The 25,406-nt window shown below is 70.6% G+C and carries 24 protein-coding genes and 1 tRNA gene; 8 read left to right on the plus strand and 17 right to left on the minus strand.

The genetic code is table 11. The features are described from left to right. Positions 1 to 20: 20 nt before the first annotated feature. From E6U81_RS17245 to E6U81_RS17260, 4 genes are all read right to left on the minus strand, one after another. Entirely contained in the window at positions 21 to 803 is a 783-nt protein-coding gene (locus tag E6U81_RS17245; RefSeq protein ID WP_136230955.1) for an aldose 1-epimerase, read from the minus strand. Positions 804 to 857: 54 nt separating this feature from the next. Continuing rightward, on the minus strand, positions 858 to 1,676 hold the full coding sequence (locus E6U81_RS17250) for an SRPBCC domain-containing protein (protein WP_136230956.1): 819 nt from the start codon (positions 1,674 to 1,676) through the stop codon (positions 858 to 860). 32 nt (positions 1,677 to 1,708) lie between these two features. Next, entirely contained in the window at positions 1,709 to 3,352 is a 1,644-nt protein-coding gene (locus E6U81_RS17255; RefSeq protein WP_136230957.1) for a polyamine aminopropyltransferase, read from the minus strand. Positions 3,353 to 3,509: 157 nt separating this feature from the next. Beyond that, positions 3,510 to 4,055 (minus strand): DUF2617 family protein, encoded by a 546-nt coding sequence (locus tag E6U81_RS17260; RefSeq protein WP_136230958.1) that lies wholly within the window; start codon positions 4,053 to 4,055, stop codon positions 3,510 to 3,512. A gap of 671 nt (positions 4,056 to 4,726) precedes the next feature. Between E6U81_RS17260 and E6U81_RS17270 the strand changes: the two genes are divergently transcribed. Then, complete coding sequence (locus tag E6U81_RS17270; RefSeq protein ID WP_136230960.1) at positions 4,727 to 5,917, plus strand: pyridoxal phosphate-dependent aminotransferase; 1,191 nt, start codon at positions 4,727 to 4,729, stop codon at positions 5,915 to 5,917. A 206-nt stretch (positions 5,918 to 6,123) separates the two neighbouring features. Continuing rightward, positions 6,124 to 7,242 carry a hypothetical protein gene (locus tag E6U81_RS17275; protein WP_240803861.1) on the plus strand — a complete coding sequence of 373 codons (1,119 nt, stop codon included), beginning with the start codon at positions 6,124 to 6,126 and terminating at the stop codon, positions 7,240 to 7,242. A gap of 10 nt (positions 7,243 to 7,252) precedes the next feature. On the opposite strand, the gene E6U81_RS17280 is transcribed toward E6U81_RS17275, so the two are convergent. Beyond that, positions 7,253 to 7,792, minus strand: a complete 540-nt coding sequence (locus tag E6U81_RS17280; protein WP_136230962.1) for a YbjN domain-containing protein — start codon at positions 7,790 to 7,792, stop codon at positions 7,253 to 7,255. Between the two features lie 145 nt (positions 7,793 to 7,937). Then, positions 7,938 to 10,538: an ATP-dependent chaperone ClpB gene (gene clpB, locus E6U81_RS17285; protein ID WP_136230963.1), complete on the minus strand. Its 2,601-nt coding sequence runs from the start codon at positions 10,536 to 10,538 to the stop codon at positions 7,938 to 7,940. A gap of 114 nt (positions 10,539 to 10,652) precedes the next feature. Here clpB and E6U81_RS17290 point away from each other — a divergent pair, with 114 nt between their 5' ends. Beyond that, on the plus strand, positions 10,653 to 11,066 hold the full coding sequence (locus E6U81_RS17290; protein WP_136230964.1) for a TIGR03618 family F420-dependent PPOX class oxidoreductase: 414 nt from the start codon (positions 10,653 to 10,655) through the stop codon (positions 11,064 to 11,066). Positions 11,067 to 11,200: 134 nt separating this feature from the next. Here the strand turns inward: E6U81_RS17290 and E6U81_RS17295 are convergent, their stop codons facing one another. Continuing rightward, positions 11,201 to 11,515 carry a hypothetical protein gene (locus tag E6U81_RS17295; RefSeq protein WP_030026718.1) on the minus strand — a complete coding sequence of 105 codons (315 nt, stop codon included), beginning with the start codon at positions 11,513 to 11,515 and terminating at the stop codon, positions 11,201 to 11,203. 356 nt (positions 11,516 to 11,871) lie between these two features. On the opposite strand from E6U81_RS17295, the gene E6U81_RS17305 reads away from it, so the two are divergent. Continuing rightward, positions 11,872 to 12,945 carry a helix-turn-helix transcriptional regulator gene (locus tag E6U81_RS17305; RefSeq protein ID WP_136230965.1) on the plus strand — a complete coding sequence of 358 codons (1,074 nt, stop codon included), beginning with the start codon at positions 11,872 to 11,874 and terminating at the stop codon, positions 12,943 to 12,945. A 90-nt stretch (positions 12,946 to 13,035) separates the two neighbouring features. Here E6U81_RS17305 and E6U81_RS17310 read toward each other — a convergent pair whose 3' ends face one another. From E6U81_RS17310 to dnaK, 4 genes are read right to left on the minus strand one after another with little or no spacing between them, the layout of a single operon-like run. Beyond that, positions 13,036 to 13,506 (minus strand): helix-turn-helix domain-containing protein, encoded by a 471-nt coding sequence (locus E6U81_RS17310; RefSeq protein WP_136230966.1) that lies wholly within the window; start codon positions 13,504 to 13,506, stop codon positions 13,036 to 13,038. Position 13,507: 1 nt separating this feature from the next. After that, the gene (dnaJ, locus tag E6U81_RS17315; RefSeq protein ID WP_136230967.1) at positions 13,508 to 14,686 is read right to left on the minus strand and encodes a molecular chaperone DnaJ; all 1,179 of its coding nucleotides are present in this window, start codon (positions 14,684 to 14,686) and stop codon (positions 13,508 to 13,510) included. A gap of 39 nt (positions 14,687 to 14,725) precedes the next feature. After that, a complete protein-coding gene (gene grpE / locus E6U81_RS17320; RefSeq protein WP_136230968.1) occupies positions 14,726 to 15,385 on the minus strand; it encodes a nucleotide exchange factor GrpE in 660 nt (219 codons plus the stop codon). Then, positions 15,385 to 17,235: a molecular chaperone DnaK gene (gene dnaK / locus E6U81_RS17325; RefSeq protein WP_136230969.1), complete on the minus strand. Its 1,851-nt coding sequence runs from the start codon at positions 17,233 to 17,235 to the stop codon at positions 15,385 to 15,387. Before dnaK ends, grpE begins: the two co-directional genes overlap by 1 nt. 196 nt (positions 17,236 to 17,431) lie before the next feature. Between dnaK and E6U81_RS17330 the strand changes: the two genes are divergently transcribed. Next, on the plus strand, positions 17,432 to 17,968 hold the full coding sequence (locus E6U81_RS17330; protein ID WP_136230970.1) for a sugar transferase: 537 nt from the start codon (positions 17,432 to 17,434) through the stop codon (positions 17,966 to 17,968). Positions 17,969 to 18,078: 110 nt separating this feature from the next. Continuing rightward, positions 18,079 to 20,583 (plus strand): (Fe-S)-binding protein, encoded by a 2,505-nt coding sequence (locus E6U81_RS17335; RefSeq protein ID WP_240803862.1) that lies wholly within the window; start codon positions 18,079 to 18,081, stop codon positions 20,581 to 20,583. Positions 20,584 to 20,665: 82 nt separating this feature from the next. On the opposite strand, the gene E6U81_RS17340 is transcribed toward E6U81_RS17335, so the two are convergent. Next, a complete protein-coding gene (locus E6U81_RS17340) occupies positions 20,666 to 21,505 on the minus strand; it encodes a hypothetical protein (RefSeq protein ID WP_136230971.1) in 840 nt (279 codons plus the stop codon). A 299-nt stretch (positions 21,506 to 21,804) separates the two neighbouring features. On the opposite strand from E6U81_RS17340, the gene E6U81_RS17345 reads away from it, so the two are divergent. Next, positions 21,805 to 22,713 (plus strand): Yip1 family protein, encoded by a 909-nt coding sequence (locus E6U81_RS17345; RefSeq protein WP_136230972.1) that lies wholly within the window; start codon positions 21,805 to 21,807, stop codon positions 22,711 to 22,713. Positions 22,714 to 22,785: 72 nt separating this feature from the next. Here the strand turns inward: E6U81_RS17345 and E6U81_RS17350 are convergent, their stop codons facing one another. From E6U81_RS17350 to E6U81_RS41065, 3 genes are all read right to left on the minus strand, one after another. Continuing rightward, a complete protein-coding gene (locus tag E6U81_RS17350) occupies positions 22,786 to 23,286 on the minus strand; it encodes a phosphoribosyltransferase (protein ID WP_031155112.1) in 501 nt (166 codons plus the stop codon). Further along, positions 23,283 to 23,870: a dCTP deaminase gene (dcd, locus tag E6U81_RS17355; RefSeq protein ID WP_136230973.1), complete on the minus strand. Its 588-nt coding sequence runs from the start codon at positions 23,868 to 23,870 to the stop codon at positions 23,283 to 23,285. The genes E6U81_RS17350 and dcd overlap by 4 nt, the downstream gene beginning before the upstream one ends. Positions 23,871 to 23,962: 92 nt before the next feature. Beyond that, a complete protein-coding gene (locus E6U81_RS41065) occupies positions 23,963 to 24,175 on the minus strand; it encodes a hypothetical protein (RefSeq protein WP_136230974.1) in 213 nt (70 codons plus the stop codon). Between the two features lie 178 nt (positions 24,176 to 24,353). On the opposite strand from E6U81_RS41065, the gene E6U81_RS17365 reads away from it, so the two are divergent. After that, positions 24,354 to 24,424: transfer RNA gene (locus E6U81_RS17365), tRNA-Gly, on the plus strand. A 267-nt stretch (positions 24,425 to 24,691) separates the two neighbouring features. Here E6U81_RS17365 and E6U81_RS17370 read toward each other — a convergent pair. Beyond that, positions 24,692 to 25,129, minus strand: a complete 438-nt coding sequence (locus E6U81_RS17370; protein ID WP_136230975.1) for an NUDIX domain-containing protein — start codon at positions 25,127 to 25,129, stop codon at positions 24,692 to 24,694. Positions 25,130 to 25,158: 29 nt separating this feature from the next. Continuing rightward, a complete protein-coding gene (locus E6U81_RS41720) occupies positions 25,159 to 25,287 on the minus strand; it encodes a hypothetical protein (RefSeq protein WP_276615809.1) in 129 nt (42 codons plus the stop codon). Positions 25,288 to 25,406: the final 119 nt, after the last annotated feature.

Raw genomic sequence — 25,406 nt, forward strand, 5'->3', positions numbered from 1 at the left:
CCGACGAGCTTAGTTGCGGGCTAGCCGAGCCGGCGCCACGTCCAGGTCGTGGAAACCTCCAGCGGGTCCACGGGGGTGACCAGGCGCGGAGCGGTGTTGATCCCGTTCGGCGGGCCGGACTGCGGCTCGACGCAGACGGCCTCGGCCTGCTCGTCGTAGACGACCACCCATTCGGACCTGCTGGTGATGCGCAGCTCCAGTGCGCCGGGCCAGGTGAGGGTGACGTCGACCCCGTCGGGCATGCCGAAGCAGTCGTCCCAGGGGCCGGGCTTCCGGTCGATGCGGTTGCCGGTGGGGAGGTGGTCGGCGCCGCGCTCCTCCTGCCAGGCGGGGTCGAAGGCGATCTCGACGTCCTGTCCGCCGAGGTTGCGCAGGAACCAGGGGTGCCAGCCCGCCTGGGCCGGGAAGGAGTCCCCGTACGTCTCGACGCCCATGGTGAGGGTCAGCGAGTCCTCGGCGAGCGTGACGACCTGGGTGACCCGGCCGGAGGTCGGCCACGGGTCGACGAGGTCGTAGGTGAAGGCGGCCTCGGTGGCGGTGGCGCCGGCCTGCCGCCACGACGCGTCACGGCCGAAGCCGTGGAGGGCGTGCGGCGGATGGTCGAGGGGCATCTGGTGCAGGGTCGCACCGTTGTGGAACCGGCCGTCCTTCATGCGGCCGCACCACGGCACCATCGGGAAGGACCCGTAGTGGGAGCCCTGGCGCAGCAGCTCGGTCCCGTCAATGCGCAGACTGCTGATCCGGCAGCCGTTCTCCTGGTCGACAGTCACCTCGGTGCCGCCGGCACTCAGTTGCGTACTCATGCGGTCGACCCTAGGGGGTGTCCCCCCGCGGGTCGACGCGGCCGAGGCCGCAGGTCAGCGGCGGCGGCGCAGGGCCCGGCCGATCACGACGGCCGAGGCGAGCGCGAGCGCCGCGGCAGGGGCGATCCAGCGCAGGCTGTCGCCGGTCGCGGTGGCGGTCGGCGCGGGCACCGGGGCGTACCGGCCGCGCGGGGGCGCGTGGTCCACCTCCTCGGCACTGCGGCCGATCATGGTGCGGCGGGCGTGGGCGGCCTCGGCCGGGGGCCGCGGGGCTCCGGCCGCGTCGAGGTCTTCGAACCCGCCGGCCAGGAACGGGTCCAGGGCGGGGTCCAGGGACGGGGGCGGCACCTCGGTCTCGAAGACCGTGGCAGTGACCTCGGTGACCTCGTCCTCCGGCCCGGCCGGCCCGTCGGCGTCCTCCGCCTCGGCGACCGGGTCGCTGATCGCGGATCCCGCGGCCAGCTGGGCGGCGGCCCGGTCGAACAGCCTGCGCAGGGCCGTGGCCGCGGCCTCGGGGGCGAAGGAGGCGGCACGCCCGTCGGCGGTGGCGTGCGCGGTGAAGTCGATCCGGGTCCCGCCCGGGGCCGGGGTCAGGCGCAGGCCGAGGGAGAACTTCACGGTGCCGCTGCCCCGCACCTCCGTGCCCTCACCCTCGAAGGTGAAGCGGTCGGCGTCCTGCTCGACCACGGTCGCGGACCCCCGGTAGGTGACGGTGCTGCCGCCGGCCCGCACCTTGAGCCGTCCGGCGAGCGGGCCGACGCCCGTGTCGGCGTCCTGCTGGAGTCCCGGTACGCACCGGGCCACCCTGGCGGGGTCGCGCAGCACGGCGCGGAGGTCGTCTGCCGGTACCGGGACGAACACCTGATGCTCCATGCGGTCGAGCCTACGGCCTGGACCGCACCGGGTCACGAATACCGCGGATGCGGCAGCGTCGAGGGCGGAAGTCCGTTCACCCGGGTGCGTTCGGCGTCCCGCGACGCGTCCTGGAGGGAGCCGGTCGACAGCGAGCGCAGCGCGGGCGTCTCGTGGTCCACGTGCAGGCGGGGCTGCTGGTCGCGGGCGGCCAGGACGAACCCCCAGTCCTGCGGCGGCGCACCGGCACCCCCGAGCGGGGTGCGGTCGGGGCCGGCGGCGAAGCCCGTGAGGCGGCCGCCCGCACTGTAGGGGGCGGTGCGCAGGCCGGCCGCGCGGAGCGTGGAGTCGACGGTCCAGTACGTACGGGGGCGCGTGGCCAGCGGCCCGGCGTGCACGGCCATCCGGCCGCCGGGGGCCAGGGCCCGCACGGCCAGTCCGTAGAACTCCTGCGAGTACAGCTTCGTGCTGGGGGTGATGCCGGGGTCGGGGAGGTCGGAGACGATCACGTCGAAGCGGTCGTTCGCGGCGGGCCCGCGCAGCCAGCGGAAGGCGTCCTGGGTGACGACGGACAGGCGGGGGTCGGCGTACACCTGGGCGTTGAGCGCGGAGAGCATGGGGTCGGTGCGGGCGAGGCGGACCACGCCGGGGTCGAGCTCGACGACGGTGACGGAGGCGACGTCCCGGTAGCGGAGCACCTCGCGGGCGGCGAGCCCGTCGCCGCCGCCGAGGACCAGGACGCGGGCGTGCGGGCCGGTCATCGCGGGGTGGACCAGGGCCTCGTGGTAGCGGTACTCGTCGTAGCCGCTGACCCGCAGCCGTCCGTCGAGGTACAGGTCGAGGGAGCGCGGGGAGCCCGTCGCGGGGCCGGTGAGCACCAGCTCCTGCACCCCGGTCTGGACGGCGACCCGCACCTCGGAGCCGTAGACGGCGCGCCGGGCGAGCCTCTCGAAGTCGTCGGCGAGGACGGTCGCGGAGGCCAGCACGACGAGGACGGTCAGGTTCGCGGCGATGAGCAGCCAGCGGCTGCGCCGGCTCAGGTCGTGTCGGAAGAGCCACAGGACCAGCCCGCCTCCGACGACGGCGTTGACGGTTCCGGTGAGCATGGCGCCGGTGAGCTGTCCGAGCATCGGCAGCAGCAGGAACGGGAAGGCGAGGCCTCCGACGAGGGCGCCCACGTAGTCGGCGGCGAACAGGTCGGCGACGGCGCCGCCCGCGTCCTGTCTGCGGATGCGCTGGATGAGGACCATCAGCAGCGGGATCTCCGCGCCGATGAGCATGCCGATGGCGAAGGAGAACGCGACGAGCGCCGGGCGGGACTCCCCCAGCCAGGCGAAACTCGCGTACAGCGCTATGGCGGAGAGGCCGCCCAGAAGGGCGAGCCCGGCCTCGATGGCGGCGAAGCCGAGGGCGGGCCGGTGCCGCAGGCGTTTGGCGAGCAGGGAGCCGACGCCCATGGCGAAGACCATGACGGACAGCACGACCGACGCCTGGGTGACGGAGTCGCCGATGAGGTAGGTGCCCAGGGCGAGGAGCTCCAGCTCGTACACGAGCCCGCAGGCTGCGCATACGAACACGGTGGCCAGGACCAGGAGTCGGCCCGTCCGGGGCCGTACGGGCAGGGCGGCCGAAACGGTCGCGGCGCCTCCCGGCTCCGGAGCCGGGAGGACCCGGCGCGGGACGGAACGGTCGATCATGAAGCGAACCGTACGTCACCGCCCACTCGCATCCGGTCACCCACATGGGTGCAAGTGGCGCACTGATCCGGCCAGTTGGCGTAACCACACCACACGCCCCGCACCGCGGAGCGCCGTCCGGCCACGCACCGCCCGAACGGCGCGTCCCCCGCACGGCCTAGAGCAGAGCCGGCGATTCCAGGGCCGGCGCCACGGCGCCCGTCCGCACCCCGACCCGCGTGCGGGTCGCCACCAACTGCCCTTCCTGCGGGTACGCGTGCCAGGTGCGCCACCGCACCTGGCCCTCGTACCGCTGGGCGAGCATGGCGGTGAAGGCGTGCGGGCTTCCCGGGAACGTCCCCGCTAGCCCGTTCGGGTGGTCGGCCACCAGCGCGAGCAGCTCCTGCGCACGCCCCGCGAAGGATCCCCGGGACAGGGTCTCGACCCGCGCGGCGAACTCGTACTCCCAGTCGCCCACCCGCTTCGCCACGCCGAGCGGCAGCGGCGTACTGCTCCCGGGCATGCAGGCGACCGTCTCCGAACAGAGCACGTCCCGCTCCTCCAGCAGAACCTGATGGGAGGCCCCGAGCAGGCGCAACTCGACCTTCGCACCCGAAAGTTCGAGGTTCAGTACGGCCAGGGCGGGCAGCCGGTCACGACCCAGGGCCCAGGCGAGGTCGGCGGCACGCGTGTCGGTGTAGGAGGTCTGGAGGGTCGTGAGCATGAGTCGGCTCCGCAAACGCGCGAGGGAGATGGGCCGGGGCCCGCCAGCGGTAGCAAGCACGGGTGGGGGGACACCGGCACGGGTCCACAGGAAGTCCAGGGAGGTCCGAGGACTGGTCTACTCAACCGAGGGAATCATGAAAGGCACGGCACTCACAGCGTTTTTACCCAACTTGAAGGGGTTTACATCCCCCCGGGGGCTCGGCAGTTCACGTGTTCAACAGGTTGCGTCCCGCGCGTCGGGATGCATGGACAACGCGCGGGGCGCCCGAGGGGAAACGAACCCTCGGACGCCCACGTCAGGACGGCGTCGGCTGCCCCGTGTCAGCTGCCGCCGCCACACCCCCCGCCCCCGCAGGAGGACGAAGAACCGCACGAGGACGACGACCCGCAACCCGACGAGCCGGAGTCACCGGCCCACCAGCTGCGCCTGCCCCGGCGCGGCCGGCGCGGACGGGAACCGTGCCCCGCCAGCTTCCGGACGATCCGGCTCATGAAGAGCACGAGCAACGCACAGACCCCGAGCACTACGAAGACGAACTCCATGTCCGCCCCTCTCTCACGCCCCGGTCCTCCCGGGGAGCGGGATCCCCGCGTCCCGCGTGAAGGGGGAATTCCCACGGCCCGCACGGCCCAAAGCACACTTGAGCAAGTCCAGAGGTTGCACGCAGGATGGCGCCCATGAGCGCACCCGTGGGCAGCGACCGCCCCTTCCTGAACCGCCGGCTGGCGGCCTTCGGCACGACGATCTTCGCGGAGATGTCGGCACTGGCCGCACGCACCGGGTCGATCAACCTCGGCCAGGGCTTCCCCGACACCGACGGTCCGGCGGAGATCGCCGAGGCGGCCGCCCGCGCGGTCCTCACGGGCCTGGGCAACCAGTACCCGCCCGGGCCCGGCGTCCCGGAGCTGCGCACCGCGATCGCCTCGCACCAGCAGCGCTTCTACGGCCTCGGCTACGACCCCGACACCGAGGTCCTGGTCACCGCGGGCGCGACCGAGGCCATCGCGGCCTCCCTCCTCGCGCTCCTGGAGCCCGGCGACGAGGTCATCGCCCTCGAACCCTTCTACGACTCCTACGCGGCCTGCATCGCGATGGCCGGCGCCACCCGCGTCCCCGTCACCCTGCGCCCGCACGGCGACGCCTTCGCCCTCGACCTGGACGAGCTGCGCGCCGCCGTCACCCCGCGCACCCGGCTGCTCCTGCTGAACACCCCGCACAACCCGACGGGCACCGTCCTGACGGCCGGCGAGCTCGCGGCGATCGCCGCGCTGGCGGTCGAGCGCGACCTGCTGGTCGTCACCGACGAGGTGTACGAACACCTGGTCTTCGAGGGCTCCCACACCCCCCTGGCGGGCTTCCCCGGCATGCGCGAGCGCACGGTCACCATCAGCAGCGCGGGCAAGACGTATTCGTTCACGGGCTGGAAGGTCGGCTGGATCACCGCACCGCCGGGGCTCGTCTCCGCGGTCCGCTCGGCGAAGCAGTTCCTCACCTACGTCTCCTCGGGGCCCTTCCAGTACGCCATCGCGGAGGCCCTGCAGCTGCCGGACGCCTACTACGACGCCTTCCGCGCCGACCTCGCCGCCAAGCGCGACATCCTCGCCGACGGCCTCGCGGCGGCCGGCTTCCAGGTCTTCCGCCCGCGCGGCACCTACTTCATCACCACCGACATCACCCCCCTCGGCGAGAAGGACGGCCTCGCCTTCTGCCGCGCCCTGCCCGAGCGCTGCGGGGTCGTCGCCATCCCGAACCAGGTCTTCTACGACGACAGGTCCGCCGGCGCCACCCAGGTCCGCTGGGCGTTCTGCAAGAAGGCCGAGGTCCTCCAGGAGGCCGCGGACCGGCTGCGGCGGCTCTGAGCCGGACGGCCCGCCGCCGCACCACCCCGCGGCGGGCCCGCGCACCGCGGGGTGCGCGATTTCACCGGAGCTTCCGAAGCCATTCACCCCCGGCGCGGGGCGGGGGCGCTTAGTGTGCCCGAGGCTCCTCCTGGTCCGGATGGGCGTCCTCACGCGCGCGCAGGAAGTCGGGGTAGATGACGGCGACGGGCAGTACGTCTGTTTTCGTGCGGCCGCGGGACGTCAGGGCCGTCGGCGTGCCCACGGCCGCGCTCGCGCTCGGCGTGTTCGCCACGATCCGCGTGGCCGGGGCCGCCGTGCTGGCCCTCGCCGCCTGGTGGGCGGGGCGCAGCCCCGTACGGGTGCTCGGGCACTCCTGGGACTCCGTCTGGTACCTCGCCATCGCCCGGCACGGCTACGGCCGCACCCAGATCTGGCCCGTCACCGGGCTGGTGCAGAGCGACTACGCCTTCTTCCCGCTCTATCCGGCGCTCGTCCGGCTGGCCGGCGGCGGCGAGTGGGGCGGGCTGCTCGTCTCCTGGACCGCGGCCGCGGTGGCCGCCGTCGGCGTCTACCGGGTCGGTGAGCTGGTTGCCGGGCGGCGCGTCGCTCTGCTGCTGGTCGCGCTGTGGGCGGCGGGCCCGCACGCGGTGGTGCTCACCCTCGCCTACACCGAGCCGCTGCTGGTCGCCCTCGCCTCCTGGTCGCTGTACGCGCTGCTGCGCGAGCGCTGGCTGCTCGCCGCGTCGCTGGCGCTGGTCGCGGGGCTGACCCGGCCCACCGGGATCGCCGTCGCCGCGGCCGTGTCCGTCACGGCCCTGCACGCGCTGCTCGTACGAAGATCCCGGGCGCCCGGGGTGTGGGCTGCCGGGCTGCTGGCGCCGGCGGGCTGGCTGGCGTACGTGGTGGCCGTCGGGGTGGCCAGGGACGACGTGGCCGGGTACTTCGCCGTACAGCGGCAGTGGGGCTCCCGCTTCGACGGGGGCCGGGCCACCCTGTCCAAGGTCTGGGAGGTGCTCGGCGGCGGACCCGTGGCGCTCGCCACCGCCGTGTCGGCACTCCTGCTGGGCACGGCCCTGCTGCTGGCGGTGCTGCTGCTCTTCGACCGGCCGCCGCTGCCGCTGCTCGTCTACACCGCGGTCCTGCTGGTGATCGCCGTGGGCGGGGCCGGCTACTTCGAGTCCAAGCCGCGGTTCCTGCTGCCGGCGTTCCCACTGCTGCTGCCGCTGGCCGCCCTCATGGCACGAGCCCGGCCGCGCTCCGCGGTCGTGGTGACCGCGGGGCTGGCCGGGCTCGGTTACGCCTACGGGGTCTACCTCCTGGTGTTCGCCAAGATGCCCCTGTGAGAGCGGGGGGTCAGTTGTCCCCGCCGTCCTCGTCCTCGCCGTCGGCGGAGTCGATGTCCTTCTCCAGTCCGAGCTGCTCCGTGAGCCACTTGTCGAACTCGATGGAGGCGCGGACCCAGCTGACCGTGGAGGACACGAAGTGCTCCAGGTTGACGCCGGTGCCGATCAGCATCTGCGCCTCGCCGATCAGGCGGACGGAGCCGTCGTCGTGCGTGTGGCTGTAGACCTTCGGCCACAGGGTGCGACGGTTCCAGTCGTCGATCGACTCGAGGAGCTGCGGCTTCTCGTCGATCTTGTGCGGACGGTCGTAGAAGGTCCGCACCGAGAAGACCTGCTGCTCCGCTTCGCCGCGGAACATGAAGTACGTACGGAACTCCTCCCACGGCGCCGCGAGGTCACCCTCGTCGTCGACGACGTACTTGAGCTCCATCTGCTCCAGCAGCTGCTTGACCAGTTCCTGGTCGGGGACGACGGGGCCCGCCGGTCCTGTGGCCTGCGGATCGGGCTGCTGCCCTCCGAAGTTCGGAATCGAGGCCGGGTCGATGCTCACCGTGTACTTCCCTTCGTGCGGATACTTGCATCCTCCCCCATCCCGCCCACCCCATGTCCAGCCCGACGGTCACGGATCCGCTGCGGGCGGACAGGAGTGCACCCCGCGCACGTTCCTGTACGCGGGGTGCACGGGCACATAGCGGTCAGAGCGCCTTGCCCACCAGCAGGTCCTCGCCCGCCACGTCGACCCGTACGGTGTCGCCGTCGCGCACCTCGCCGGAGAGGATCTCCTTCGCCAGGCGGTCGCCGATCGCCGTCTGGATCAGGCGGCGCAGGGGCCGCGCGCCGTAGGCGGGGTCGTTGCCCCTGTCCGCCACCCAGGCCAGGGCCTCGGGGGTGACGTCCAGGGTGAGGCGCCGGTCGGCCAGGCGCTTGGCGAGGCGGCGGATCTGCAGCTCGGCGATGTGCGCCAGCTCGTCCCGGCCCAGCGCGGAGAAGACCACCAGGTCGTCCAGGCGGTTGAGGAACTCCGGCTTGAAGCTCGCCCGGACCACGTCCAGGACCTGCTGCTTCTTCTGCTCGGCCGGGGTGGCCGGGTCCATCAGGAACTGGCTGCCCAGGTTCGAGGTCAGGATCAGGATGGTGTTGCGGAAGTCGACGGTGCGGCCCTGTCCGTCCGTGAGCCGGCCGTCGTCGAGGACCTGGAGCAGGATGTCGAAGACCTCGGGGTGGGCCTTCTCCACCTCGTCGAGGAGCACCACGCTGTACGGGCGGCGGCGGACGGCCTCGGTGAGCTGGCCGCCCTCCTCGTAACCGACGTAGCCGGGCGGGGCGCCGACGAGCCGGGCCACGCTGTGCTTCTCGCCGTACTCCGACATGTCGATGCGGATCATGGCCCGCTCGTCGTCGAAGAGGAAGTCGGCGAGCGCCTTGGCCAGCTCCGTCTTGCCCACGCCCGTCGGGCCGAGGAAGAGGAAGGAGCCGGTCGGCCGGTCCGGGTCGGCGATGCCGGCACGGGTGCGGCGCACGGCGTCGGAGACGGCCCGTACGGCCTCGGTCTGGCCGATCAGGCGGCGGCCCAGCTCGTCCTCCATGCGGAGCAGCTTCTGGGTCTCGCCCTCCAGCAGGCGGCCCGCGGGGATGCCCGTCCAGGCGCCCACCACGTCGGCGATGTCGTCGGGGCCGACCTCGTCCTTGACCATAGTGTTCTTCGACGCACCGGCCTTGGAGGCCTCGGCCTCCTCCTCGGTGGCCTCGGCCAGCTCGCGCTCCAGGGCCGGGATCTCCCCGTAGAGCAGCTTGGACGCGGCGTCGAAGTCACCGTCGCGCTGGGCCCGCTCGGCCTGGCCGCGCAGGTCGTCCAGGCGCTCCTTGAGCTCGCCGACCCGGTTGAGGGACTGCTTCTCCTTCTCCCAGCGGGCGGTCAGGCCGCGCAGCTCCTCCTCGCGGTCGGCGAGGTCCTTGCGGATCTTGTCGAGGCGCTCGCGCGAGGCCGGGTCGGACTCGTTGTTCAGCGCCAGCTCCTCCATCCGCAGGCGGTCCACCGAGCGCTGGAGCTCGTCGATCTCGACGGGCGAGGAGTCGATCTCCATGCGCAGCCGGGACGCGGCCTCGTCGACGAGGTCGATGGCCTTGTCCGGCAGGAAGCGGGAGGTGATGTACCGGTCGGACAGGGTCGCGGCGGCGACGAGCGCGCTGTCGTTGATGACGACCTTGTGATGGGCCTCGTAGCGGCCCTTGAGCCCGCGCAGGATCGCGATGGTGTCCTCGACGGACGGCTCGGCGACCAGCACCTGCTGGAAGCGCCGCTCCAGCGCCGGGTCCTTCTCGATGCGCTCGCGGTACTCGTCGAGGGTGGTCGCGCCGACCATGCGGAGCTCGCCGCGGGCCAGCATGGGCTTGAGCATGTTGCCGGCGTCCATCGCGGAGTCGCCTCCGGCGCCCGCGCCGACGACCGTGTGCAGCTCGTCGATGAAGGTGATGATCTGGCCCTCGCTGGACTTGATCTCCGCGAGGACGGTCTTGAGCCGCTCCTCGAACTCGCCCCGGTACTTGGCGCCGGCGACCATGGCGCCGAGGTCGAGGGAGACGAGCCGCTTGTTCTTCAGCGACTCGGGCACGTCGCCCTTGACGATGCGCTGGGCCAGGCCCTCGACGACGGCCGTCTTGCCGACGCCGGGCTCGCCGATGAGCACCGGGTTGTTCTTCGTGCGGCGCGAGAGCACCTGCACGACGCGCCGGATCTCGTGGTCGCGGCCGATGACCGGGTCGAGCTTGCCGTCGCGCGCGGCCGCCGTGAAGTCGGTGCCGAACTTCTCCAGGGCCTTGTACTGGCCCTCGGGGTCGGGGGTGGTCACCCGCCGTGCTCCTCGTGCGTTCTGGAAGGCGTCCAGCAGCTTCTTCGCCGTCGCGCCCTGGGCGGAAAGGACCTCACCGGCCGCGCCGCCCTTGGCGGCGATGGCGATGAGCAGGTGTTCGGTGGAGAGGTACTCGTCGCCGAGCTTGCCCGCCTCGCTGTCGGCCTCGGCGAGTACGGCGAGCAGATCGCGGGTGGGCTGCGGGGGCGCGACCGTGGAGCCGGTGACGCTGGGCAGCGCGGCGAGGAGGCTTTCGGCGCCGCTGCGCACGGCGGCCTGGTCGGCCTCCGTGGCGATCAGCAGGTCGACCACGTTCTCGTTGTCCTCGCCGGCGAGCAGGGCCAGCAGCAGGTGCGCGGGGGTCAGGTCCGCGTGGCCTTCCTTGACGGCCCTGCCGGTGGCCGCGTTCAGCGCGTCCCGGCTCTTGTTGGTCAGCTCGGCGTCCACAGCGTCTTCTCCTCTCCGAGAGATGCAAAAGGTCTGACAGAGTCAGCGTATGCAAAGTTGAGTCTATTCCACTCAAGGCAGTTGAGGGGACAGCTTGCCCGTACCCTTCGGGCCATGTCCCATGACGTACTCAACCCGACGCCCGAGTACCTCGCCTTCTGGCGGGAGCGGCACGTCTGCACGCTGACCACCCCGCGCCCCGACGGGACCCCGCACGTGGTGCCGGTGGGCGTCACGTACGACCCCGAGGCCGGCTTGGCCCGGGTGATCAGCAACAAGCACAGCAAGAAGGTCCGCAACGTCCTGGCGGCGCAGGGCGCGCAGGAGGGCGGGGCGCGGGTGGCGGTCTGCCAGATGGAAGGGCGCCGCTGGGCCACGCTGGAGGGCCGCGCGGTGGTCCGTAACGACGAGGCGTCGGTCGCCGACGCGGTGGCGCGCTACGCGGAGCGGTACGGGCGGACGCCGTCGCCCAATCCCGACCGGGTGGTCGTGGAGATCACCCTGGACCGGGCCATGGGTCGCGCATGAGCCGTTGATGCTTCATCTTGTCCGGTTCGCGCACTGGACGGAGGCATCACAACGGCGCCATCGTGGTCAGGTCCACGATGGCGCCGTTGTGTGGGGGTAGCGCCTGAGCGATCTGCAACGACGGGGGAATCGCTTCAGGCACTGCGGGGGGTGGCGGTGGTGATGTCGGGTTCGAAGAGCTGGTGGTCCCGCTGGTCGAGATTGACGAAGACCATTCCGTAGCGCACCTCGCAGCGGACGGGCTGCGGCGCGCCGCGCGGGCGGCGCAGGCACCGGTAGGCACGTACGTCCTCGTCCTCCTCGCGCACGATGACGATGGGTTGGCCGAACAGGGTGACCATCAACGAGTCGCCGGGGTGGGGGATGGCCGTGGCGAGGTCGATGAACTGCCAGCCCGATCGGTAGGCGGACGCCATCTCGCGGCGGAAGCCGCGGTCGTCGGGGGTCATGCGGACACTCCTGCGGGAGCCTCGGTCCAGCCGGTGTCGTCCTTGCCGCCCAGCTCGGCGGCGGTCCAGCCGGTGTCGGCGTACTTGCCCACGGGCGCCGTGGTCCAGCCGGTGTCGAACTCCGTGCTCGTCAGGCTCGTTCCCTGACCGTCCCTAGCGCTCCCCGCGTCACTTTCGACGGCGCTGACTGCCCCAAATACCGCAACGGCGGAGAAACCTATGGCAAGCACCGAGCGAAGCATTCTCTTGTACATGGTCGGCTTCGTCCTCACTTGATGGAATCCTCTCCCCCGCGTGTCAGACGATGGCTCATTCAGGCACGTCAATGCCACAGGGACGATGCATCATGTTCTTGCATGTTCAGGACCCTGGGGGGTGGAGATTTGACGCGAAACGAGACATTGGCGACACATCCCCACCCCGTCACGTCCATGTGCGCCGAGGGAACCCGGCTCTACGCGGCTGCCCTGAGCACCGGCCGGATCGCCCGGGGAGAGATCCAGAACGCCCCCTGCCTGCTGGAACTCGCCCTTCTGCAGCCCGACCCGGATGACGCGAACCAGCTCCGGCCGGTTCCCCCGTCCGTGGCTTTGGCGCAACGGCTCCATCCGATTGAACGCGAGATCCAGGACCGCAGACGCAGCGCTGTAGATCTCACCGACACTTTCGAGCCTTTCCTCGCCATCAGCGCACAGAGTCCGGCCGACACCCATGCCATCACGGTGCTGGAGGGTTTCGAAAGGATCAACGCCGCACTGAACCTCGCGACGGCCGAATGCCACACCGAGGTACTGACGGTCCAGCCGGGCGGAGCTCGCCCCTCCGAGGCTCTCACACAGGCTCTGGAGCGCGACCAGCCGTTGATCGACCGCGGGGTCAGCATACGGACCCTCTACCAGCACACCGCGCGGCACAGCCAGGGCACCCTCGCCTACGTGGACCGCATCTCCATGGGCAAGGTCGAGATCCGAACGCTCGAAGAACTGATAGAGCGCCTCATCATCTTCGACCGCACCGTGGCCTTCATCCCCGTGAGCGACGACCGGCGCGTCGCGCTGGAGCTGCGCCACCCCGGCCTCGTCGACTACCTCATCAAGGTGTTCGAGCAGCTGTGGCACCGCGCCGTGCCCCTCACGGAGGAGGTGACGTACCGCAGCACCCCCGGCGGCGTCACCGGCGTGCAGCGCACCATCGCCCAGCTCCTCATCGAGGGGCACGTCGACGAGGCCATCGCCCGGCGCCTGGGGATGAACGTGCGCACCTGCCGCGCCCACATCGCCAAACTCGCCACCACCCTCGGCAGCGGCAGCCGGGCCCAGCTCGGCTACCTCATCGCCCAGTCCGGCATCCTGGGCCGCCCCTCCGCCCCGCAGGAGTGCGAGGACGTCGATCCGGGCCGTGACCCGCACCAGGATCCGGCAGACCTCTAGAAGGCCTCTGGAAAGCCTTCAGGCCCCGCCCTGGAGGGGGCGGGGCCTGAAGGCGTGCATGTGCTTCCGAGAGCCCGGACGACCTGCCGGTCAGTCCAGCGGGCGCTTGGGGCTGGGGCGCCAGACGACCAGGGCGCTGCCCGGCTGCGGGGGCTGGTACGGGACCAGGTCGCGCCGGTAGGAGGCGTGCACCTGGGCCTCGCGGGCCCGCAGGGTGGCGGCGGCGCCGTCCACCGCGGCCGAGAGCTCGGCGACGCGCTGCTGGAGCGCGGCCACCTGGTTCTCCAGCTCGATGATCCGCTTGATGCCCGCCAGGTTGATGCCCTCGTCCTGGGACAGCGTCTGCACCGTGCGGAGCAGCTCGATGTCGCGGGCCGAGTAGCGCCGGCCGCGGCCGGCCGTGCGGTCCGGGGAGACCAGGCCGAGGCGGTCGTACTGGCGGAGGGTCTGCGGGTGCAGCCCCGAGAGCTGGGCGGCCACCGAGATCACGTAGACGGGGGTCTCGTCGGTGAGTTGGTAACCGCTTCCCAGACGGGAAGACTGTCGTCGGCGGCCGTCCATGTCATGCTCCCTTCGCGGACTCGAACAGCGCGGAGCGCGGGTCCTGCGACTCCGTCGCCTCGCGGTACATCTCCAGCGCCTCGCGGGCCTTGTCCGACAGCTCGGTCGGAACGGCCACTTCCACGGTGACCAGAAGGTCCCCGCGGGTGCCGTCCTTGCGGACCGCCCCCTTGCCGCGGGCCCGCATCGTACGCCCGTTCGGGGTGCCCGGGGGCAGTTTCAGCGTCACCGACGGCCCGTTCAAGGTCGGAACCTTGATGTCGGCGCCCAGCGCCGCCTCCGCGAACGTCACCGGGACGGTCACCGTGAGGTTGTCGTCCTTGCGGCCGAACACCGGGTGGGTCCCGACGTGCACGACCACGTAGAGGTCGCCGGCGGGACCGCCCCGCTCGCCCGGAGCGCCCTTGCCGCGCAGCCGGATCCGCTGGCCGTCGGAGACGCCCGCCGGGATCCTGACCTGCATGGTGCGGGAGCTGCGGGCCCGGCCGCTGCCCTTGCATACCTCGCAGGGGGTCTCCGCGATCAGGCCGCGGCCCTTGCAGTCCGCGCAGGGGTCGGTCAGCGAGAAGCCGCCGCCGCTGCCCCGCGAGACCTGGCCGGTGCCGACGCAGGTCGGGCACACCCGGGGGGTGCCGTTCTTGTCGCCGGTGCCCGAACAGGCCTTGCAGGGCGCCTGCGAGGACATCCGGAGCGGGACCGTGGCCCCGTCCACTGCCTCCGTGAAGGAGAGGGTGACCTCCGACTCGACGTCCTGGCCGCGGCGCGGCTGGGTGCGGGTGCCCGCACCCGGGCCCGCGCCGCGGTTGAAGAGGCCCCCGAAGACGTCGCCCAGGCCGCCGCCGAAGCCGCCGGCCTGACCGCCCTGCTGGGTGCCGCCGAAGAGGTCGCCCAGGTCGAAGTTGAACGAACCGCCGCCGCCCGGCCCGGGGCGGAAGCCGCCGTTGCCGAACAGGGCGCGCGCCTCGTCGTACTCCTTGCGCTTCTTGGCGTCCCCGAGGATGTCGTTCGCCTCGGAGATCTCCTTGAAGCGCTCCTCGGCGGAGGCGTCGCCCTTGTTGGCGTCCGGGTGGAACTCGCGGGCGAGCTTCCGGTACGCCTTCTTGATCTCGGCCTCGGTGGCGTCCTTCGGGACACCGAGGACCTTGTAGTAGTCCTTCTCGACGAAGTCCTTCGTGCTCATCCCCGGTGTCCCTCCTCCCGTGCCTCTACGTGTACTGCGTCAGCCCTGGTCGGCTGCATCCGTGTCCTCGCCGGACGGCTTGTCGCCCTCCGCGGACTCGGACTTGGGGGCTGCGCCCGGCTGGGGCTCGGCCACCGCGACCCGTGCGGGACGGATCGTACGCTCGCCGATCCGGTACCCCGGCTGCAGGATCGCCACGCAGGTCGTCTCGGTGACGTCCGGCGCGTACGAGTGCATCAGGGCCTCGTGGACCGTCGGGTCGAAGGGCTCGCCCTCCTTGCCGAACTGCTGCAGGCCCATCTTGGCGGCGACCGTCTCCAGCGATTCGGCCACCGACTTGAAGCCGCCGACCAGCTCGCCGTGCTCCCGCGCCCGGCCGATGTCGTCGAGCGTCGGCAGGAGCTCCGTCAGGAGGGACGCGACCGCGATCTCCTTGACGGTGATCCGGTCCCGCTCCACCCGGCGGCGGTAGTTCTGGTACTCCGCCTGCAGCCGCTGGAGGTCCGCGGTGCGCTCGCCGAGCGCGGTACGGGCCTGGTCCAACTGCGCCAGCAGGGCCACATCCTGTGCGCTGTCCCCGGCCGGGGCCGCCTCCTCCGCCGTGTCGGCGGAGTCGGCGGCCTTCGGCTCGGCGTCGTCCTGAGCGGCGTCGGCGGGGACTTCGGGCTTCTCGTCGAAGCCCGGGGTCTCCTCCGACATCAGGCAGCGCCGCCCTTCGGCTTCTCGTCGTCGACGATCTCGGCGTCGACGACGTCGTCGTCGGCCTTGGCCTGGCCCGCGTCACCGGCAGCGGCACCCGCGGCGCCCTGGGCGGCCTGCGCGTCGGCGTAGATCGCCTGGCCGAGCTTCTGGCTGACCGCGGCGAGCTTCTCGGTCGCGCTGCGGATCTCGCCGGTGTCCTCGCCCTTGAGCTTCTCCTTCAGCTCGGCGACGGCGGACTCGACCTCGGTCTTGACCTCGGCCGGGACCTTGTCCTCGTTGTCCTTGACGAACTTCTCCGTCTGGTAGACGAGCTGCTCGCCCTGGTTGCGGGACTCGGCGGCCTCCTTGCGGCGCAGGTCCTCGTCCGCGTACTGCTCCGCCTCCTGGCGCATGCGGTCGACCTCGTCCTTGCCGAGCGAGGAGCCGCCGGTGACGGTCATCTTCTGCTCCTTGCCCGTGCCGAGGTCCTTCGCGGTCACGTGCATGATGCCGTTCGCGTCGATGTCGAAGGAGACCTCGATCTGCGGGACGCCACGCGGGGCCGGCGGCAGGCCGGTCAGCTCGAACATGCCGAGCTTCTTGTTGTACGCCGCGATCTCGCGCTCGCCCTGGTAGACCTGGATCTGCACGGACGGCTGGTTGTCCTCGGCCGTCGTGAAGATCTCGGACCGCTTGGTCGGGATCGTGGTGTTGCGCTCGATGAGCTTGGTCATGATGCCGCCCTTGGTCTCGATGCCGAGGGACAGCGGGGTCACGTCGAGGAGCAGGACGTCCTTGACCTCACCCTTGAGGACACCGGCCTGGAGGGTGGCGCCGATGGCGACGACCTCGTCCGGGTTGACGCCCTTGTTGGCGTCCTGACCGCCGGTGAGCTCCTTGACGAGCTCGGCGACGGCCGGCATACGGGTGGAGCCGCCGACCAGGACCACGTGGTCGATCTCGGACAGCTGGATGCCGGCGTCCTTGATGACGTTGTGGAACGGGGTCTTGCAGCGGTCGAGGAGGTCCGCGGTCAGCTGCTGGAACTGGGAGCGCGTGAGCTTCTCGTCCAGGTGCAGCGGGCCCTCGGCGGAAGCCGTGATGTAGGGCAGGTTGATCGAGGTCTCCGTGGAGGAGGACAGCTCGATCTTCGCCTTCTCGGCGGCCTCGCGCAGACGCTGCAGGGCCATCTTGTCCTTGGACAGGTCGACGCCGTGGCCGTTGGCGAACTGCTTCACCAGGTAGTCGACGACGCGCTGGTCCCAGTCGTCACCACCGAGGTGGTTGTCACCGTTGGTGGCCTTCACCTCGACGACGCCGTCGCCGATCTCCAGGAGCGACACGTCGAAGGTGCCGCCACCGAGGTCGAAGACGAGAATGGTCTGGTCGTCCTTGTCGAGACCATAGGCCAGGGCGGCGGCCGTCGGCTCGTTGACGATGCGCAGGACGTTCAGGCCCGCGATCTCGCCGGCCTCCTTGGTCGCCTGACGCTCGGAGTCGTTGAAGTAGGCCGGGACGGTGATGACCGCGTCCGTGACCTTCTCACCCAGGTAGGCCTCGGCGTCGCGCTTCAGCTTCTGCAGGATGAAGGCGCTCATCTGCTGCGGGTTGAAGTCCTTGCCATCCAGGTTGATCTTCCAGTCAGTGCCCATGTGGCGCTTGACGGAGCGGATGGTCCGGTCCACGTTCGTGACCGCCTGGCGCTTGGCCACCTCGCCGACGAGGACCTCGCCGTTCTTGGCGAAGGCGACGACGGACGGCGTGGTCCTGGCGCCCTCGGCGTTGGTGATGACGGTGGGCTCGCCGCCTTCCAGAACGCTGACGACGGAGTTAGTGGTGCCCAGGTCGATGCCGACCGCACGTGCCATTTCGATTCCTCCAGCTGACTTGAGTGGAACAGACTCAACCATGCCGCATCGCCGCGCATGCGTCAACAGAACTGAGTCGGGTCGGCTCAACCTTTAGCTGCCGCTTACGCGCAACCTTGCGGCGGGACGGCCGAACGGGGCACCCCGGCCGCGCGCCACCGCACCGCGGACGGGGCCGTGCGGCAGCGTGCTGGCCATGCCCCTCACACTCACCGCCCCCCGGCCACGGGTACGGGTACCCGCGGCCCCGCCGGCCAAGCGGGTGTTCGACCTCGTCGGGGCGGTGATGCTGCTCACCGCGCTCGCCCTGCCGCTCGCGGCCGTCACCGCACTGCTGTACGCGATCCGGGGCGGGCGGCCCTTCGCACGGCAGCCCGCGGCCGGCCTGGGCGGGCGGCCCTTCCGGACATGGCGCTTCGACACGGCGGCCCCGGGGCGGACGAGCGCGCTCCTGGAGCACTGCGCACTGGACGTACTCCCCCAGCTGCTGAACGTGGTCCGCGGCGAGATGTCGCTGGTCGGCCCGCGCCCCGAGGCCCGCACGGACCGCCCGGACCGGCTGCTCGTACGTCCGGGAATGACCGGGTTGTGGCAGGTGAGCGCGCGCTCCGACCTCCCCTGGGAGGAGATGGCCCTGCTCGACCGGCATTATGTGGAGAACCACTGGCTCGGGATGGACCTCGTGATCCTTGCTCAGACCCCGCGGGCGGCCTACCGACAAAGGCTCGCCTGAGCGACACAGATCACCGCACGCTCAGCTACATTGCGGCGTCGGGAATGGGTAACCTCAAGCCTTGACTTCATAAGTTACCGCTTAGTAAGTGCCGCCCGAGGAGCCCTCCCATGCAACTCGCCGCGATCATCGTGTCGCTGGTCCTGACGGTGGTCGGCGTCGCGCTGCTCGCACGAGCCGTGGCGCAGATCTACCGCTTCGTGAAGATCGGTCAGCCCGTACCGGCCGGCAGCCGCACGGACGACCCGAAGGCCCGAACGCTGACCCTCGTCCGGGAGTTCCTCGGCCACAGCCGGATGAACCGCTGGGGCATCGTCGGCTTCGCGCACTGGTTCGTCGCGATCGGCTTCCTGACCCTCCCGCCGACCCTGGCGCAGGCCTATGGCCAGCTCTTCCAGGCCGACTGGACGCTTCCGGTCCTGGGCGGCTTCCTGCCGTTCGAGCTGTACATCGAGTTCATCGGCCTGATGACCGTCCTCGGCATCCTGGTGCTGATCGCGATCCGCCTGCTCAGCCTGCCCTCGCGGGCCGGCCGCAAGTCGCGCTTCGCCGGCTCGAAGGCCTGGCAGGCGTACTTCGTCGAATACATCATCCTCACCATCGGCCTCGCGATCCTGTGCCTGCGCGGCCTCGAGGGCGCCATCCACCACGTGGACGGCTGGGAGCCGGCGTACTTCATCTCGTACCCGCTGGTCATGGCCTTCGAGGGGCTGTCGCCGAGCGCACTGCAGAACGCCATCTACTTCACCGCGATGATCAAGATCGGCACCTCGCTGATCTGGATGATCGTGGTCTCCCTGAACACCAACATGGGTGTCGCGTGGCACCGCTTCCTCGGCTTCCCGAACATCTGGTTCAAGCGGAACGCCGACGGTGAGACCGCGCTGGGCGCGCTCCAGCCGATGACCAGCGGCGGCAAGGAGATCGACTTCGAGGACCCGGGCGAGGACGACGTCTTCGGCGTCTCGCAGGTCGAGCAGTTCTCCTGGAAGGGCATCCTCGACTTCTCCACGTGCACCGAGTGCGGCCGCTGCCAGTCGCAGTGCCCCGCCTGGAACACGGGCAAGCCCCTGTCCCCGAAGCTGCTGATCATGTCGCTGCGCGACCACGCGCACGCCAAGGCTCCGTACCTGCTGGCCGGCGGCGGCAAGACGATGGAGGGCGAGGAGAAGGCGTCGGCCGAGCAGCTGGCCGGCGTGCCGGCGAGCGCGCTCGCCGAGGCCGAGCGCCCGCTGATCGGCACGGCCGAGGAGAACGGCGTCATCGACCCGGACGTGCTGTGGTCCTGCACGACCTGCGGTGCGTGCGTGGAGCAGTGCCCGGTCGACATCGAGCACATCGACCACATCGTCGACATGCGCCGCTACCAGGTGATGATCGAGTCCGCGTTCCCGTCCGAGGCGGGCACGATGCTCAAGAACCTGGAGAAGAAGGGCAACCCCTGGGGCCTGGCGAAGAAGCAGCGCGTCGAGTGGACCAAGGAGGTGGACTTCGAGGTCCCGATCATCGGCAAGGACGCGGAGGACCTCTCCGAGTTCGACTACCTCTACTGGGTCGGCTGCGCCGGCGCCCTGGAGGACCGGGCCAAGAAGACCACGAAGGCCTTCGCGGAGCTGCTGAACATCGCGGGCGTCAAGTTCGCGATCATGGGCGGCGACGAGAAGTGCACCGGTGACTCGCCGCGCCGCCTGGGCAACGAGCCGCTGTTCCAGCAGCTGGGCCAGGAGAACGTGGCCATGCTGAACATGGCGTTCGGCGAGGACGACGACGACCCGGAGACGAAGAAGCCGAAGTCGGCGAAGCGGATCGTCTCCACCTGCCCGCACTGCTTCAACACCATCGCGAACGAGTACCCGCAGCTGGGCGGCGAGTACGAGGTCATCCACCACACGCAGCTGCTCCAGCACCTGATCGACGAGGGCCGGCTGACGCCGGTGACGCCGGTCGACGGTCTGATCACGTACCACGACCCGTGCTACCTGGGCCGGCACAACAAGGTCTACACGCCGCCGCGCGAGATCATGTCGGCCGTTCCGGGCCTGCGCCAGCAGGAGATGCACCGCCACAAGGAGCGGGGCTTCTGCTGTGGCGCCGGTGGCGCGCGGATGTGGATGGAGGAGCGGATCGGCAAGCGCATCAACAACGAGCGCGTCGACGAGGCCCTGTCCCTGAACCCCGACATCGTCTCCACCGCCTGCCCGTTCTGCCTGGTCATGCTGACCGACTCGGTCAACGGCAAGAAGAACGAGGGCCAGGCGAAGGAGTCCGTCCAGGTCGTGGACGTGGCCCAGCTGCTGCTGGAGTCGGTCAAGGCCCCGGGGCCGACCGAGGAGGAACTGGCCGCGCTGGCGGCGGAGGCCGAGGCGGAGGCCGCCGCGGCAGCCGCTGCGGCGGAGGCGGAAGCGGCGGCCAAGGCCAAGGCGGAAGCCGAGGCCAAGGCCGCGGAAGCGGACGCCGCCGAGGCCGAGGCCGACGCGACCGAAGCGAAGGCCGAGGAGGCCGACGCCGCGGAGGCGAAGGCGGACGCGGAGCCGGCAGCCGAGGCGGAGCCGGAGAAGGAAGCCCCGGCCAAGGACGAGGCCAAGGCCGAGCCGAAGGCCGAGGACGCCAAGTAGGCGCTGGCCAGTCGGCCGGTCAGCCCGGCAGCACACAGGAACGGCCGGTCCCCGCTCGGGGGCCGGCCGTTCCGGCGTTCGGTCAGCCCTGGGCCGGCACCACGGCGAAGCCGAGCCCGGCCGGACCCGACGCGGCCATGCCGCCGGTGCCCGCAGCGACCCGGACGCGGTCCTTCCTCGGCTGCGGCGCGTCGACCGTGTACCTCTCGATCAGCCTGCCGTCGAAGCCGTACACCCAGCTGTTCCCGCCGCTCTTGCCGTCGATGACGACGAACTTCACGCGCTTGCCGTCCCGGACGAGCCTGTAGGTCCAGCCGTCGTTCTGCGCGCTCGGACGCTTCAGGTCGACGGTGCCGAGTACGTGGCCGTTCGGCGTGGAGATCACGACGTACTTGCCGCGCGGGCCGTCCACCAACTTGGCGATCCGCCCGTCCGGCAGGGCGACCCGCACGGAGCTCACCACCTTGACGTGCTGGTCCACGTCAGGCGCCGGCCTGGGCGCCGGCTTCGGCTTCGGCGCCCCGTCGAGCCACGACGTCACGGTGCCGTTCGGCTGGAGCACGACGTGCAGTCCGTTGCTCTGCCCGTACGACGCGGCCCCGCCCCGGCTGACCAGCGTGTCCAGCTTGGTGGAGCCCGCGAGGATGTCGGCCTCGAAGTGGCTCTTGCCGATCTTGTAGATCTTGGCGACGCACCCGTCCGCCAGCTTCACGGCGGTGACGAAGGCACGGACTTGAGGCGCCGGCCCGTGCTCCGGGCCCACGGAGGGCCTGACCGACGGCTGCTCGACGCCGGGCAGCACCTCCGGCCGGGGCACCGCCGGGGAGTCCGCGAACGCGGACCCGACCGGGAGGGCCAGGACGGTGGCCGCGCCGGCGACGACGGCGGCGGTACGGAAGGTGGTGCGGCTGGTGCTGCGCATGATGGGACTCTTCCTCGTGCTCGTGCTCGTGCTCGTTCGTTCTCGTGCGTTCTCGTTCGTCCTGCGTGGAGGCGACGGACACGAAGCTACGGGCCCGATATGTGGGTATCCCGTAGAGAACGTAACGAAGAGCCGCAGAACGCTACGCAACCTCGTAAACCGGACACACGGCGAGGGTGATCCAGGGGTGGGGAAAACCCCCCGGGGATCCCCTAAGGGATGTCACAGGTCAGCCGCAAAGGGTGCTTGTTCCGGCTGCCCGGTCACCGACGCCCGCCGGACCAGGTACGTTCGATCACGTGGCTGGATTCAGGATCGGGCGCGGCCGTAACGACAACCGCCGCCCGCAACAACCCCCGCAGCAGCAGCAGTCGTACGGTCAGCAGCAACCGCCGCCGTACGGCCAGCCGCCCTACCCTCCCGTCGGCGGACCGCCACCGCAGCAGCAGTGGCCGCAGCCGAACGCCGGGGGCCACGGCGAGCCGGAGTACTTCGACCCGTACGGGCAGCAGCACCCGCACGGGCAGCAGCCTCCGTACGGCCACGGAGGCGGCGGCAACTACACGAACGACAACCCCGGGCACACGCAGGTCTTCGCCGTCGGCGAGGACCCGTACAACCAGGGCGCGACCTACCAGGCGGGCGCTGCCGCGGCGGCGCCGTCCGGGCCGCGGCTGCCGTGGAAGGAACTGCTCCGCGGCATCGTGACGCGGCCCGGCCAGACCTTCCTCCAGATGCGGGACTACCCCGTCTGGGGTCCGGCGCTGGTCGTGACCTTCCTCTACGGCCTCCTCGCGGTCTTCGGCCTCGACGACGCCCGCAAGGACGTGATCAACGCGACGCTGTCGCAGGCCGTCCCGATCGTGCTGTCCGCCGGCGTGGCCTTCGTCATCTGCGGTCTGCTCCTGGGCGCGGTCACGCACACCCTGGCCCGCCAGATGGGCGGCGACGGCAGCTGGCAGCCCACCGTGGGCCTGTCGATGCTGGTCATGTCCATCACGGACGCCCCGCGCCTGCTCTTCGCCGTGTTCCTCGGCGGCGACAACATGATCGTCCAGGTGCTGGGCTGGGCCACCTGGGTCGCCGCGGGCGCGCTCTTCACCTCGCTGGTCAGCAAGTCGCACGACCTGCCGTGGCCGAAGGCGCTGGGCGCCTCCGCGATCCAGCTGATCGCCCTGCTGTCGATCATCAAGCTGGGCACCATCTAGCGCACGCGCGAACGCGAGGGGCCCCCGGCAGCAGCCGGGGGCCCCTCGCGCACGATCCGCTGAACGCGACGGTCAGGCGTCGAGGACCTGGCCCTCGCGCTTCACCACCGGCGGCTCGACCGACCACGGGAAGTTGATCCACTCGTCGGTCTTCTTCCACACGTACTCGCACTTCACGAGGGAGTGGGACTTCTCGTAGATGACGGCGGAGCGCACCTCGGCGACGTGGCCGAGGCAGAAGTCGTGCACCAGCTTCAGCGTCTTGCCGGTGTCGGCGACGTCGTCGGCGATCAGGACCTTCTTGTCGGTGAAGTCGATCGCCTCGGGTACGGGCGCCAGCATGACCGGCATCTCCAGCGTGGTGCCGACGCCGGTGTAGAACTCCACGTTCACCAGGTGGATGTTCTTGCAGTCCAGGGCGTACGCCAGACCGCCGGCGACGAACACGCCGCCGCGGGCGATGCTCAGGATGATGTCGGGCTCGTAGCCGTCGTCGGCGATGGTCTGCGCCAGCTCGCGCACGGCCGCGCCGAAGCCCTCGTAGGTCAGGTTCTCGCGTACTGCGTTGCTCATGCGTCGTGCCTCACCTGGGTGCGGTGGAAGTTCTGGAAGGAGCGCGAGGCGGTCGGCCCGCGCTGCCCCTGGTACCGGGAGCCGTAGCGTTCGCTGCCGTACGGGAACTCCGCGGGCGAGCTGAGCCGGAACATGCACAGCTGGCCGATCTTCATGCCCGGCCAGAGCTTGATCGGCAGCGTGGCCAGGTTCGACAGCTCAAGGGTCACGTGACCCGAGAAGCCGGGGTCGATGAACCCGGCGGTCGAGTGCGTCACGAGGCCGAGGCGGCCCAGGCTGGACTTGCCCTCCAGCCGGGAGGCGATGTCGTCGGGCAGCGAGATGACCTCGTAGGTCGACGCCAGGACGAACTCACCGGGGTGCAGGATGAACGCCTCGTCCCCTTCGGGCTCGACCATCCGCGTCAGGTCCGGCTGCTCGACCGCGGGATCGATGTGGGCGTAGCGGTGATTCTCGAACACCCGGAAGTACCGGTCGAGACGCACATCGATGCTGGAGGGCTGCACCATCGCCTCGTCGAACGGGTCGATGCGAACCCGTCCGCTGTCGATCTCGGCCCGGATGTCTTTGTCAGAGAGAAGCACGTCCCGAGGATACGCAGAGCGCGCGGGCCACCCCCAATCGAGAGGGACCGCCCGCGCGCCCGGCCGTACGTCGTGCGCTCAGCGCTCAGTGCTCAGCGCTTGGGCGCACCGCCGACGGGTACGGCCTGCCGCAGGCGCGCGCACCGCGGACACCGCAACAGCCGCCCGGGCCCGATCCGGCCGGCACCGAGGTGCTGCAGCGGGAAGGAGGCGGTACTGAAAACGTGCCCTTCGGCACAACGGACGACGGTGTGCTCCATCGAGTCCCTTTCCCCAACGAGCCGTACTGCGACGAATCGCCACATTAGGGGATGATCGGCACCCGCTCCAGCCGCCGCTCCGCACCACACGGTACGCCCCAACTCCCGCACCCACACGCCCCCGTGCACGCCACGAACAACGACGACCCCGCGGCAAATTCACCGGGGGTCGATCATGAGGTAGAGTGTGCAACGGTAGGGATCCAGGCAACTGGCCCACTGTGCGGATGTAGTTTAATGGTAGAACATGAGCTTCCCAAGCTTATAGCGCGGGTTCGATTCCCGTCATCCGCTCTTAAAGAAGGCCCAGGTCAGCGACCTGGGCCTTCGCCGTTGTGTCTTCGCTCGGCAAACAGTCGGTGGCCATGCCGCGTAGACACCTGCCGTAAGGGGGGACACGCCGCGAGCACCACCCTCAAGCGCTCTTCACGGTTCTGGACGGCGCCGGGGTGCAGGTGGATTCACTGCGCTTCCCTTCGGGGTACCCCAAGATCGCGGAGCGCAGCCAACCGGGCCGGCGCATCTCGGTGCCGGCCCCAGTGATTGTCGAGTGCCGAAGAGTCAGTGCGTTGCCTCGCACCCGAGGCTTCCGGCGCTGATGGCGCCCCGCAGGACGTGGGCGATCTCGTCGGGCTTGAGGTCGATGCCGTCAAGCCCTTCCACGGTCAACGGGATCTGCTCCAGCGCGTATTCGCCGCGGCCCTCGGCGCTGAACTCCGGACCGGTGCGGTCCTCGAAGGACCAGGTCGCGATGCGGGCGAGGTAGAAGAGCTGGCGCTCGTCGTCGGACTCCATGGTGTGGAGGAGGCGCACGATGTCGGCCTTCCCGGCGATCTCCTCGTGGATCTCCCGGTGGAGGGCGGCCTCCCGGGACGCGTCGCCGGGCTCGACGCCGCCGCCGGGCAGGACCCAGTACTCGGGGATGTCGGGCTTGGTGCGGCGAATGACCAGCATCGTGTCGTCGGCGGTGACGAGGACGGCACGGACTCGTTCCTTCATTTCGGTCTGTCTCCTTGCTTGTTGGCCTCTCAGTGCAGCCAGCCGCCGTCGACGTGGACGGATTGGCCAGTGATGAACGAGGCGGAGGGGCCGATCTCCGCACGGACGAGGTCGACCATCGTCTGGACGGCGCCAGGGTCGGTGAGGTCGGCGCTCACCGCGATGCCGGCCCAGCACCCACTCTCACGCCTGTTTCCACAGGTCAGTAGCTGTGCCCAACCGCCAGTGCCGGGTGATTCCCCAGCTTATGGCGCGGGTTCGATTCCCGTCATCCGCT

Source organism: Streptomyces sp. A0592 (assembly GCF_004795115.1).
Taxonomy (GTDB): Bacteria; Actinomycetota; Actinomycetes; order Streptomycetales; family Streptomycetaceae; genus Streptomyces; species Streptomyces erythrochromogenes.